We start from the raw sequence: 12,261 nt of genomic DNA, 5'->3' as shown, positions 1-12,261 counted from the left end.
ATTATATCAGAAAATGTGAAATGCAGGAACTTGTTTCCGGTGGTTTACGAAGAAAAAAAATCATGGTATCATGTGTACATGATAAAAATGTGCAGTGAGAGAATATAATTATAAAGGAGACATTATGAACCAGGAATCACAGACACCGCACAAGAGACGTGTGCGTTATAAAGGAAAATACCCGAAGAAATTCGAGGAGAAATATAAAGAGCTTCAGCCGGAGAAGTATAAGGATACCATTGAACATGTGATCAGCAAGGGCAACACACCTGCGGGAATGCACATTTCCATTATGGTAAAAGAGATCATTGATTTTCTGGATATCAGGCCGGGACAGATTGGATTTGATGCGACACTTGGATATGGCGGTCATACGAAAGCCATGCTGGAATGTCTGAAAGGCCAGGGACATATATATGCCACAGATGTGGATCCGGAAGAATCAGCCAGGACGAAGAAACGTCTGGCAGATCTGGGATTCGGGGAAGATATGCTGACAGTGAAGCTTCAGAATTTCTGCACCATTGATGAGATTGCAAAAGAAGCAGGCGGTTTTGACTTTATTCTTGCAGATCTTGGAGTATCTTCCATGCAGATCGACAATCCCAGGAGAGGTTTTTCCTTCAAGGTGGACGGTCCGCTGGACTTAAGGCTGAACCAGGAGGCAGGAATCAGTGCAGCAGAGCGTCTGGATACGATTTCCAGAGAGGAACTTGCAGGAATGCTGGATGAGAATTCCGATGAGCCTTACTGCGAGGAAATCGCCAAAGCAATCACCGATGAGATCCGAAGAGGGAATCGCATAGATACCACTACTAAACTCCGCGAAGTCATCGAAAGAACATTATCCTCCCTTCCGGAGAAGGAGCGGAAAGACACTGTGAAAAAAACATGCCAGAGAGTTTTTCAGGCTCTGCGTATCGATGTAAACCGAGAATTCGAAGTTCTTTATGAATTCATGGAGAAACTTCCGGGAGTGCTGAAACCAGGTGGAAGAGTGGCAATACTCACTTTCCATTCAGGAGAGGATAAGCTGGTAAAGAAAGCCTTGAAACAGGGGTATAAAGAAGGCATCTACTCCGATTACGCCAAAGATGTGATCCGTCCGTCTGCCTTGGAGTGTGCCCAGAACGGCAGAGCCAGATCAACGAAGATGCGCTGGGCGATAAAAGCATAAAGGATGATCCATAAGCCATGGCAAAAAGATGTGCCATGGCTTATGCTTTGAAGAAATTACAAATTCCTGGTTTGTATTTTAGAATAATTCCATACAAATTGAAAAATCATTGTGTTATCATGTTAAACAATTACGGTGACTCAGAAACATTACAGATCAGATAAAGTTTTTTCGGGACACTACGAATTGGAAAGGAAAAAAACATGAATATCACACTTGAAACAGCGGCAGATAAGCTGGTAAAAGAAATTTTCGGTGTAAAATCCGGAGAAACCGTGATCATCACAGCAGATGATGATTCGGATGCATCTGTTGTAGAAGCAGTAAAAAACAGTGCGAAAAATGCAGGTGCACATGCTATGGTAATTTCAGTGCCCACACCAGGGGGAGTGGGAAAAGCAGCAGACCCGGATCTTCCGGTCGACGCGTTAAGCGCAGCACTTCTTTGTGCAGATGTATGGATCGAGTTCAATCATCAGTGGCTTCTTTATTCCACACCGTTTGAGCGTGCAGAAGCAGAGAATAAAAAAATGCGTTACATGTGCCTGGTAGATTTCAATCCGGATCTGATGATTCGTACTATCGGCAATGTGGAGACAGAACAGCTGAAAAAATTTATGCTTGCTATCACTGAAAAAACAAAAAATGCGAAGAACATGCGTGTCACAACTCCGGCAGGCTGCGATGTTTCATTTGAGATCGATCCAGCCCATTACACAGCATGTGACTGCGGAAATGCAACTGTACCTGGAATCCATATGCTTACGGGCCAGATCAATGTTGTGCCGCAGTTTGGAAGTATCAATGGAGTGATCGTTTTTGACGGATCAGTGACACCGCCTTTTGGAACAACACCGGATGCTCCGATCCGACTTACTATTGAAAACAGTAAAATCGTAAAAATTGAAGGAGGCCGTGATGCAGCCATTTTTGAAGAGCATCTGAAAAGCTTTGAAGATGAAGGAATGTTCAAGCTTGCGCATATTGCGTATGGTTTTAATCCAGGCGCGATCCTTACAGGAAATATTGTGGAGGATGAGCGTGTATGGGGCTCCACAGAATGGGGAATCGGGTATGTCAGTCCGTTTGATGCACCGCCACATGGACAGGATGCAAAATCTCATTGTGATGGTATCTGTCTGAATTCTTCTGTATGGCTTGATGGTGTACAGATCATGGATGCGGGCAAGATCACAGATCCATATCTGAAAGAACTGGCTGCGTTTAGAGAATAATATGAATATATCTTTATTGCAGGTTTTAAATGCACCTTTGTTTAAAAATATAAAAATTCTGTCCGGGAAGACAGGTCTTGACAGGATCGTAAAAAGGGCATCTGTTTTTGATGCGCCATTTAAAGAGGATGTTCTGGAAAAAGATATCCTGGCACCTGGAGATTTTTTTATTACATCCCTTTTGCAGTTCCAGCCGGGATCGGAAGAACTGATGCGGGTTCTGGAGCTTCTTGTAAAAGGAAATTGTAGCGGACTGTGTGTGATGATGGAAGAGCGTGCAGAGCTTTTTTCAGAAGAAATGCTCGTTTTCTGTGAAGAAAAAAGGTTTCCTGTTATCTGTATGAGGGAAGATATTTCTTATGCAGAGGTTCTTGGTGTTATCAATCAGTGTATCCTGGAGGAACAGACAAATGTACTTAATCAGCTGAAGCTGGATAAGATCCTGGCATCGAGGACTTTGCCGCAGGAACGTATGAAGATCCTTTTCAGTATTAATCCGGGGATCAGGGAGTATGTTCAGGCTGTCTATATTCGGGATGATCAGAGAAAAAGCTCACGGAAAAAAGCAGCCGGAGAAGTATGTTCGGCTTTTGATATATTCATTCCGGCGGATAATTATGATATCTGTATTTTAAGTGCGGATTCCATGAGGGAGCTGGAACAGCATAGAATTGTGGTGTGTGAACAGCTTTTGAGAAGTTGCCATAAAAGCAGACTTGGCATTGGCAGACCTTATGCCAGGTACCGTGTAGAACGGACAATTCTGGAAGCCGGGGATGCGCTGGATATGGCGCAGGCGTCAGAACGGAGATTACAGATTTATGATCCGCTGTCTCCGCAGCAGCTTCTTCTCCCTATCCGGGGAAGCCGGGAAATGCAGGAATTCTATGATGAATTTTGCCGCGAAATCGCAGCAAAAACTACAGAAGAAGGCATGAAGGATATACTTCTTACAACAAGGGCATATGTACAGTGCAATGGAGATTTTAGAGAAACTGCCAGAAAACTGAAACAGCATGAGAATACCATCCGTTATCGCATCAACCGTCTGAGAAATTATCTGGATGTAGAAGAGCAGCCATTGCTTTTTCATGAGATTATTTCTCTGGCTGTGCGGATCGAATCCATGCTGGAGATAAAAAAAGAATAAAGAGGTATGAGAGTGGAACAGGAAAAGAAAGCAGGAAATGTGGAATCTGTCACACTGGAGCAGGTTCCGATGGAAGAAAGAAAAAGCTGGGCAGACGTTGCCATGATCCAGGCAGGAATCATGATCTGTGTGCCAAGTCTGATGCTGGGAGGAATCCTGGCAGAATCCATGCCGATGTCACAGGCTATTTGGTCAGGAGTAATCGGATATGCAGTGATCGTGGCACTGATGATATTCTGCGGGATTATGGGAAGCGATCTCGGAGTACCGACATGTGTTGTTGCATCCGGTGTTTTTGGAAAACAGGGCTCATCAAAACTGATCTCTGCACTGTTCATGATCTCCATGATTGGCTGGTTTGCAGTACAGAATGGTGTGTGCGGATCCGCGTTTTCCAATCTGATCGAAACTGGTACGGGGGTAAAGATTCCGATTCCGGTATCAACAGTTGTGTGGGGCGTGATCATGCTAGTCACAGCAGTATATGGAATCAATGCCCTGGACAAACTGAACAAGATTGCCATTCCTGCACTTGTGATCGTTACTGTGATCGGATGTGTGGCAGCAATTCAGCGTTTTGGAACAGGAAATTTAAGTATGGTGATCGAAGATCCGTCTATGAGTTTTGCAGACGGCGTAGTGCTTACGATCAGCTTCATGGCTACCGGCGCCTTGAATGCACCTGATTTTACAAGATATCAGAGAACAAGAAAAGATACAGTTCTTTCTTCTGCTATCGGTGTAATGCCGGCAGGAATGGCTATGCTGATCCTTGGTGCAGTGATGACAAGAATTGCACAGCAGTATGATATTTCTCTTGTATTTTCTGAAATCGGACTGTCATTTCTTGGTATGGTGGTGCTGATCCTTGCAACATGGACAACCAATACAACGAATGCTTACAGTGCAGGTCTGAATGCAGTTATGGTATTTAACCTGAAAGAAAGCGGACGTTCTGTGGCTACTGTTGTTCTTGGCGCTATAGGGACTGTACTGGCAGCTGTTGGTGTAGCCGGAAATTTTGAAGGATTCCTTACACTTCTTGGAAATGCGTTTATGCCGATCATTGCTCTGTTTATTGTGGAATATTGGATACTTGGAAAAGGAAAGGCAGAGAGCTTTACACTTCGTGAAGGCTGGTCCGTGGCAGGAATTGTAACTTGGGCAGCTGGTTTTGCAGCTACATTTCTGACTGTGGGAATTTCTTTTATCAATGGAATGCTGGTGTCCGGAATCCTGTATCTGATATGGAGACTGGTGAAAAAAGGTGAAAAATAAATGATTAAAGAATACATGGAAAAAAATACAGCGGAGATGGTCAGACGTTTAAGTGAACTGGTGGCTATCCCTGGGGTTTTTGAGGATACACCTTCTAAAGGAGCTCCTTTTGGAAAAAATATCCGGAGATCTCTGGAGTACGTCCTGAATATGGGACAGCAAATGGGATTTCAGGTGAAAAATTATGACGGATATGCAGGAGAGATCACAGCTGGAAAAGGAAGCAGGATGATAGGAATCCTCTGCCATACAGATGTAGTCAGTGCAGGAGAAGGCTGGAATACAGAACCTTTTGAGCCTGTGGAAAAGGACGGAAAACTTTATGGAAGAGGAACTTCTGATGACAAAGGACCGTTGGTAGCTTCCCTGTTTGCCATGAAATATCTGGCAGACAATCAGATGATTCCGGAAGATGCCTGCCTTCGGATGATCGTGGGAACAGATGAGGAAGAGAGCTGGCAGTGTATCCGGTATTATCTGGATCATGCGGAAACACTTCCACAGGTCTCTGTAGTACCAGATGCCAATTTTCCGCTTTTATATTGTGAAAAAGGACTTCTTGATTTTGATCTTACTTCTGCGGAGACTTCGGATGAAAAGGCCGAGATACAGATTGTGGAATTAAAAGGTGGCCGCAGCAGAAATATTGTCCCGGATGAAGCTAGCTGCCTTCTGAAATGTGAAGATCCGGAAAAAACAGCAGAAAATCTTGAACTTCCGGAACAGGTGACAGTGGAAATTGCAGATGGATTCCTGAAACTGTCCGTCAGAGGGATCAGTACACACTGCATGAGCCCGGAAAAAGGCTTCAACGCAGTTTCCTGTCTTTTGGAAACACTGGGACAGTTCGGGGAAAAACTTTCCCATGCTTCTTATATGAAGCAGTTTCATCAGGCTGTTGGAATGGACTATGACGGAGCACGTCTGGGCTGCGCCATGGAAGATCCGGCAGGGGTACTGACTTTTAATGTGGGAACTGTAAATATGGATGAAAATGGCAGGATCCTTCTTCAGTGTAATATCCGTTATCCTGCATCTGTAGAATACAGTGATATCAGAGAGTTACTTGAGCGACAGCTGAAAAAATATGGTTTCCTTTATAATGAAATTGATTATCTGGCACCAGTGTACCATAAAAAGGACTCATCTCTGATTCGGTGTCTGATGTCAGCTTATCAGGAAGTAACGGGAGACATGGATACAGAGCCAATGGCGATCGGAGGAGCTACTTATGCAAGAGCACTTCCAAATGCTGTGGCATTTGGACCTCTGTTCCCATATGAGGAAGAACTGGCACATGAGGCAAATGAATTTCTGAGTATTGACAGTTTTCAGAAAATGACGGAGATTTTTGTAAAAGGCCTTCATAAACTGATGACAGAATACAGATAAAAATATCATATAATAATTTACAAAAATATCCTGGAATGCGTTGATATCCGGGATATTTTTTGATATAATAAATAAGTTTACAAAGAATAAATACTGAGATTTTGGGGAGAGGAGTTGAGCGAAAAATGGGAAAAGACACAACCAATGATATGACTGTGGGAAACCCGGTGAAGCTGATCATCCGGTTTATGATCCCTATGTGTCTTGGAAATATTTTTCAGCAGTTTTACAACATTGCAGATTCTATTATAGCAGGACAGTTCCTGGGTGTGGATGCGCTGGCTGCTATTGGAAGCACTGGGTCGCTGATGTTTTTTGTAACAGGATGGCTTAATGGACTGAGCAGTGGTTTTGCCATTCTGGTGTCCCAGTGGTTCGGGGCAAAGCAGTATGATAAGATGCGCCATTATGTAGCCATGTCTATTTATCTTGCAGCGGCTTTTGCCATTGTGATGACTATTGGACTGGAGGCTTTGAATGAGCCGATCCTGCGGCTGATGAACTCACCGGAGGAGCTGATGGGTTCTGTAAAAGGATATATGGGGATCATCTATGCAGGTTTGATTGTAACAGCTGCGTATAATTCCCTGGCGGCTTTCCTTCGTGCATTGGGAGATTCCAAATCGCCACTGTATTTCCTGATTATTTCAGCGGCCATTAATGTGGCACTGGATATTGCATTTATTGTAAAAGGAGGAATGGGAGTTGAGGGCTGTGCCTATGCAACGGTTATCGCACAGGCGATCTCAGCAATCTGCTGCCTGATATTTATCATCAGGAAGTTCCCGATTCTGCATCTAAAAAAAGCAGATTTCGAGATTTCATTTACCAGTTTCCGTTATCTTCTGGCACTGGGTATTCCAATGGGACTGCAGTTTTCCATCACAGCCATCGGAACTATCATTGTGCAGGGAGCGGTAAATATTTATGGATCTGTATATATGGCAGGATTTTCTGCAGCAGGAAAGATCCAGAATATCATTGCAACGGTATTTGTGGCTTTTGGAGCGACTACTGCGACTTATGTGGGACAGAACCGCGGTGCAGGAAGAATGGATCGTGTACATGAAGGTATGCGTTACACCCAGATCATGATCCTGATCTGGAGTGTTGTGACTATGATCGTAATGTTTTTCTTCGGAAAATATATGACATGGCTGTTTATTGACCGTTCCCAGACAGATGTGATCAATGTCTCCGTTACATATTTTCACACAGTATTCTGGGCATATCCGTTCCTTGGAAGTATTTTCCTTTACAGAAACGGTCTGCAGGGACTGGGATATGGCCTTGTTCCAATGCTGGGTGGTGTGTTTGAGCTGGTGGCACGAAGTGCTATCGTTATGTTTGTTGCCGGAAAAACAAGCTTCGCAGGTGTATGTCTGGCTGATCCGGCTGCATGGATCGCCGCACTGATTCCACTGATTCCGTATTACATCTATGTAATGCGGAAATGGAAGAAAAACGAAAAACAAACCGTTAAGGTTTGAGAAATAAATTTTGGGGCTTGCAATTATGGGATATGCAGTTATAATGATACTATAACTGCAAAGAATCCCGGCTGTTCCGGAATTCCGGTTAAAAACGAAGATCCAGAAGGGAGAATATAGATCATGGAAATCACAAAAGAAACAACAATGGGTGAAATGCTTGCATACGATGAGAAGATCGCATACATTCTTATGCAGGAAGGAATGCACTGCATCGGCTGCCCGTCTTCTATCGGTGAGTCTCTTGAGGAGGCATGCATGGTACATGGACTTGATGTAAACGCAGTACTGGCTGATATCCATCATTATGAGGAGACCAAGAACCAGAAATAACAATCTATATTGAACGTACAGATTACGGACCGTAAGGGATAACGACTGTGCATGTTTATTAGGCATGCCTGTTGTTATCTCTTTTTTTGTCTTTACTGTTGGGAGGAAAAATCATGTATATAATGATCGATAATTTTGATTCATTTGTTTATAATCTGAAAGCATATTTTCAGGAACTGGGAAGAGAGATCCTGGTGAAACGCTGTGATGAGATCACTTTGGAGGAACTGGAAGAACTGAACCCTGAAGGAATCATCCTCTCTCCAGGTCCGAAAAGACCCTGGGATGCAGAACTTTGTGTAGAAGCGGTAAAAAGATTTCAGGGCAGGATTCCGATTCTGGGTGTTTGTCTGGGACATCAGGTTCTGGGACACTGTGCAGGCGCAGTAGTAGAAAAAGGCAGCCGTCCTATGCATGGGAAAGTTACAGAGATCCGCAACTACGGAACCGGTGTATTCGCAGATCTGCCGGAAAAATTTAAGGTAACAAGATACCATTCGCTGATCGTCCGCGGAGACAGCCTGCCGGAAGAATATCAGGTAGATGCAGTTTCGGATGATGGAGCGGTGATGGGAATTTCCCATAAAACACTTCCTCTGTATGGAGTGCAGTTCCATCCGGAAGCTGTTCTTACAGAATATGGGCACGAACTTCTGGAGAATTTTTGTAAGATCGCGGAGCAGTTTCAGGAAGAAAAAGAAGAACTGACAGAGAAAACAGCATAAGGAGTAAAACATGTATAATAATCAGCGTATCATAAAAGAACTGAAACCATACATTCCGGCAGCAGATATCTTCCGCATCTACGAGAAAGAAGCAGGGTGTGCTTTTCTGGATTCTTCCCTTGTAAATGATCTGGGGCGGTACTCTATTATAGGAAGAGCTCCCTATCTCAAACTGGTAAAAGACGGAGACGCATTTACAGTTAACGGAAAACCTGAAACGGGAAAAACATTCGAAGATTACATGCGGGAATATCTTAATACACATGAGGATAAGAATGAATGTCCGCTGCCGATCGTATCCGGTGCGATAGGATATTTTTCCTATGATTATGGAAGAGAACAGATGGGAGTTCCTACAGGAGAAAAAGATCTTGTGACGATCCCGGAAGCAGTACTGACATTTTATGACTGTTTTATCGTGGAAGACTGCAGGGAAAAAAGAACTTATCTTGTGACCAACGGAATCACAGGGAATGCCCCGGAGCTGATCCGGTCAATGGAAAAAGAGATTCAGGAAAATGTGAAATTTGGTAAGATATCAGTATCAGAGGCAGAGAAAAAGATAACTGATCCGGTTTCTCACCGTGAGAAATTTAAGATTCAGGTTCACCCAAACTTTGAAAAAGAAGAGTACAAACAGGCTGTAGACCGAATGATCCGTTATATCATAGAAGGAGATATTTACATCGCTAATATGACTCAGCAGCTGACCATTGAAAGCGAAAAGCAGCCTCTGGATGTTTTTTATGACCTTCGAAAAAACAATCCTTCACCATTTGGCGGATATATGGATTTCGGAGATTATCAGATCATCTGTGCATCTCCGGAACGTTTTCTGAAAATGAAAGACCGTCATGTAAATACCCGTCCGATAAAAGGAACCCGAAAACGTGGTGCAACACTTGAGGAAGACGAAATGCTCCGGAAGGAACTGGAAGATTCCGGAAAAGATAAAAGTGAGCTTCTGATGATCGTAGATCTGGAACGAAATGATCTGAACCGGGTATGCACGCCTGGAAGTGTAAAAGTAACAGAACTTTTTACAGTGGAAGCTTATGCAACGGTTTTTCATCTGGTATCTGATATAGGAGGAACACTTGCAGATGACAAAAACGTTATGGATCTTCTGGAAGCTGCATTTCCGGGCGGTTCCATCACAGGTGCACCGAAATACCGGGCTATGGAGATCATTGACGAGCTGGAGCATGGTAAACGTAATCTTTACACAGGTTCTATCGGATATCTGACACTGGATGGAAGCTGTGATTTCAATATTGTGATCCGTACAGCACTTCATAAGGAAGAAAAATATCATCTTGGTGTTGGGGGCGGGATCACTGCAGAGTCAGATCTGGAATTTGAATATGAAGAAACTTTGCAGAAAGCCAAAGCAATCCTGGAGGCATTGCAGTAGCAAACGCGGATGATCTTATTGGACAGTACAGGAGCACAATGCGTGGATATAAGAAAAGAGGAGAACATATATGAACGTGATACTGGACGAATGTTTTCAGTTTGGTCTTGGAGCTTTTGAAACAATAGGGATCGAGCAGGGAGCCCCCATACTTTTGGAAAAGCATCTGAAAAGACTGGAGCGTGCAGCTGTATTCCTGAATCTGGGTGATCTTGCAGAGCGGGGCATCACAGTGCAGAAGATCATAAAGTATCTGGAAGAACAGAAAGCGCAGAAAGAAGTACAGGATGAATTTGGAAATCTGGAACACTGCGGATTAAAGGTGATGCTCACAAAAGAAAACGAAGTTTTTTCTCTGCGTGCCAATCATTATACACCTGAGAAATATGAGAAGGGTTTTTACGTGGATATCAGTGAGGTAAAACGAAATGAAACTTCTCCGCTGGTATATCATAAGACTATGAATTACGGAGACTGTATCCTGGAAAAAAGAAATGCTGCGGCTGCTGGAATGGACGAGAGACTTTTTCTTAATACAAAGGAGCAGATTTCGGAAGGAACTGTGAGTAATGTTTTTTTTGTACGAAAAGGTGTGATCTGCACACCGGAAGTCAGCTGCGGTCTTCTTCCCGGAATCCTGCGGGAGTATCTCTGTGAAAGTGAAGAGGTAAAAGAAACAGATATCTATGTTCAGGATCTGAAATGGTATCAGGAATGTTTTGTGACCAATTCTCTGATGGGAATCATGCCGGTACGTCAGATCGGAGGAGTTCGGTTTAAAGAGGATACGGTGACGAAAGAGCTGATGAAAAAATATCAGAAGAATATTTATCTTCACTGTATATGAATGAACGTGAACGAAATGGGTAAAAATTAGAAAAATAAATATGCTGATTTATTGATATAACTGGAATGACAATAAAATACAGTCAAAAACATTCGAATAAGATCAGAATAAAAGTGTGTTGACCTGGAAAAACTAGGTATGATGCACTTTTTTTGTGCAAACTCAACCAAAATCAGTCATGAATTTTGTGAACTAGTTTGATTGACTTTGAATGAATTTGGAAGTATACTAATCTCAACAAATGAGAAACAACAAAAAGCGGTCAGAAAGCCGCAATTATAGAAATATGGGAGGAGAAAAAATGATCTGCACAGTTACTTTTAATCCATCTCTGGACTATATCGTTTCCGTGGAAGATTTTAAACTTGGACTTACCAACAGAACCAGTTCCGAGCTGATGCTTCCGGGCGGAAAGGGAATCAACGTTTCCACAGTGCTGATGAATCTTGGAATCGAGAATACAGCACTTGGCTTCATGGCTGGATTTGTAGGAGATGAGATTGTAAGAAAGCTCAGGGAAATGGGAGTGAAATCCGATTTTATCAAAATCCCGGAGGGCGTTTCCAGAATCAATCTGAAACTGAAATCCATTGACGGAACTGAGATCAACGGAATGGGACCCAAGATCAGCAGTGATAAAGTTCAGGAGCTGATGGAGAAGCTAGATACCCTGAAAGAAGGAGATGTGCTTTTCCTTGCAGGAAGCATACCATCCTCCATGCCGGATGATATGTACGAGAAGATCATGGCGAGGCTGGACGGAAAAGGCGTAATGATCGTTGTGGATGCAACAAGAGATCTTCTTGTGAATGTACTGAAATATCATCCGTTCCTTGTGAAACCCAACAACCATGAACTGGGAGAAATCTTCGGGGTGGAACTTAAAACCCGTCAGGATGTGATACCTTATGGAAAGAAACTCCAGGAAAAAGGTGCCAGAAACGTATTAATTTCCATGGCCGGTGAAGGTGCTGTCCTGGTAGCAGAGGACGGACAGGTATTTGAGAAACCGGCACCAAAGGGAATACTGGTAAATGGTGTAGGAGCAGGAGATTCTATGGTAGCAGGCTTTATGGCAGGCTGGATGGAAAAACAGAATTATGAGCACGCATTCCATATGGGAATTTCCGCAGGAAGCGCAAGTGCATTTTCTGAAAATCTTGCCACAAAGGAAGAGGTTCAGGCTGTATATAAACAGGTAACAGAGGGGTAAGGAAGAA

Annotated in this window: 11 protein-coding genes; all 11 read left to right on the top strand. The window is 43.3% G+C overall.

Annotated features, from left to right (window positions below; all coding sequences use genetic code 11):
- The first annotated feature begins 124 nt into the window (after positions 1–124).
- The gene (gene rsmH / locus HFM85_RS02630; RefSeq protein WP_173738683.1) at positions 125–1,177 is read left to right on the top strand and encodes a 16S rRNA (cytosine(1402)-N(4))-methyltransferase RsmH; all 1,053 of its coding nucleotides are present in this window, start codon (positions 125–127) and stop codon (positions 1,175–1,177) included.
- Between the two features lie 203 nt (positions 1,178–1,380).
- The gene (locus tag HFM85_RS02625; RefSeq protein ID WP_173738682.1) at positions 1,381–2,412 is read left to right on the top strand and encodes a M29 family metallopeptidase; all 1,032 of its coding nucleotides are present in this window, start codon (positions 1,381–1,383) and stop codon (positions 2,410–2,412) included.
- 1 nt (position 2,413) lies between these two features.
- The gene (locus tag HFM85_RS02620; protein WP_173738681.1) at positions 2,414–3,562 is read left to right on the top strand and encodes a PucR family transcriptional regulator; all 1,149 of its coding nucleotides are present in this window, start codon (positions 2,414–2,416) and stop codon (positions 3,560–3,562) included.
- 12 nt (positions 3,563–3,574) lie between these two features.
- Positions 3,575–4,840 (top strand): cytosine permease, encoded by a 1,266-nt coding sequence (locus tag HFM85_RS02615; RefSeq protein ID WP_173738680.1) that lies wholly within the window; start codon positions 3,575–3,577, stop codon positions 4,838–4,840.
- On the top strand, positions 4,841–6,232 hold the full coding sequence (gene pepV / locus HFM85_RS02610; protein ID WP_173738679.1) for a dipeptidase PepV: 1,392 nt from the start codon (positions 4,841–4,843) through the stop codon (positions 6,230–6,232).
- 125 nt (positions 6,233–6,357) lie between these two features.
- The gene (locus tag HFM85_RS02605) at positions 6,358–7,722 is read left to right on the top strand and encodes an MATE family efflux transporter (RefSeq protein ID WP_173738678.1); all 1,365 of its coding nucleotides are present in this window, start codon (positions 6,358–6,360) and stop codon (positions 7,720–7,722) included.
- Positions 7,723–7,845: 123 nt separating this feature from the next.
- Positions 7,846–8,055, top strand: coding sequence for a DUF1858 domain-containing protein (locus HFM85_RS02600; protein ID WP_173738677.1), 210 nt, complete (start codon positions 7,846–7,848; stop codon positions 8,053–8,055).
- Between the two features lie 113 nt (positions 8,056–8,168).
- Positions 8,169–8,780, top strand: coding sequence for an anthranilate synthase component II (locus tag HFM85_RS02595; RefSeq protein ID WP_173738676.1), 612 nt, complete (start codon positions 8,169–8,171; stop codon positions 8,778–8,780).
- A gap of 10 nt (positions 8,781–8,790) precedes the next feature.
- The gene (pabB, locus tag HFM85_RS02590) at positions 8,791–10,194 is read left to right on the top strand and encodes an aminodeoxychorismate synthase component I (RefSeq protein WP_173738675.1); all 1,404 of its coding nucleotides are present in this window, start codon (positions 8,791–8,793) and stop codon (positions 10,192–10,194) included.
- A gap of 70 nt (positions 10,195–10,264) precedes the next feature.
- The gene (locus tag HFM85_RS02585; protein WP_173738674.1) at positions 10,265–11,041 is read left to right on the top strand and encodes an aminotransferase class IV; all 777 of its coding nucleotides are present in this window, start codon (positions 10,265–10,267) and stop codon (positions 11,039–11,041) included.
- A 301-nt stretch (positions 11,042–11,342) separates the two neighbouring features.
- Complete coding sequence (gene pfkB / locus HFM85_RS02580) at positions 11,343–12,254, top strand: 1-phosphofructokinase (RefSeq protein WP_173738673.1); 912 nt, start codon at positions 11,343–11,345, stop codon at positions 12,252–12,254.
- Positions 12,255–12,261 lie beyond the last annotated feature (7 nt).

Source organism: Blautia schinkii, from assembly GCF_013304825.1.
GTDB lineage: Bacteria > Bacillota > Clostridia > Lachnospirales > Lachnospiraceae > Blautia_A > Blautia_A schinkii_B.
Note: the sequence above shows the minus strand (reverse complement) of the source record. Positions and strands in the feature narration are given on the sequence as shown.

Excerpts from the sequence above, each read along its gene's own strand:
- HFM85_RS02620 (WP_173738681.1), top strand. The coding sequence starts at position 2,414 with ATGAATATATCTTTATTGCAGGTTTTAAATGCACCTTTGTTTAAAAAT.
- HFM85_RS02600 (WP_173738677.1), top strand. The coding sequence starts at position 7,846 with ATGGAAATCACAAAAGAAACAACAATGGGTGAAATGCTTGCATACGAT.
- HFM85_RS02595 (WP_173738676.1), top strand. The coding sequence starts at position 8,169 with ATGTATATAATGATCGATAATTTTGATTCATTTGTTTATAATCTGAAA.
- rsmH (WP_173738683.1), top strand. The coding sequence starts at position 125 with ATGAACCAGGAATCACAGACACCGCACAAGAGACGTGTGCGTTATAAA.
- pabB (WP_173738675.1), top strand. The coding sequence starts at position 8,791 with ATGTATAATAATCAGCGTATCATAAAAGAACTGAAACCATACATTCCG.
- HFM85_RS02605 (WP_173738678.1), top strand. The coding sequence starts at position 6,358 with ATGGGAAAAGACACAACCAATGATATGACTGTGGGAAACCCGGTGAAG.
- pfkB (WP_173738673.1), top strand. The coding sequence starts at position 11,343 with ATGATCTGCACAGTTACTTTTAATCCATCTCTGGACTATATCGTTTCC.
- pepV (WP_173738679.1), top strand. The coding sequence starts at position 4,841 with ATGATTAAAGAATACATGGAAAAAAATACAGCGGAGATGGTCAGACGT.
- HFM85_RS02625 (WP_173738682.1), top strand. The coding sequence starts at position 1,381 with ATGAATATCACACTTGAAACAGCGGCAGATAAGCTGGTAAAAGAAATT.
- HFM85_RS02585 (WP_173738674.1), top strand. The coding sequence starts at position 10,265 with ATGAACGTGATACTGGACGAATGTTTTCAGTTTGGTCTTGGAGCTTTT.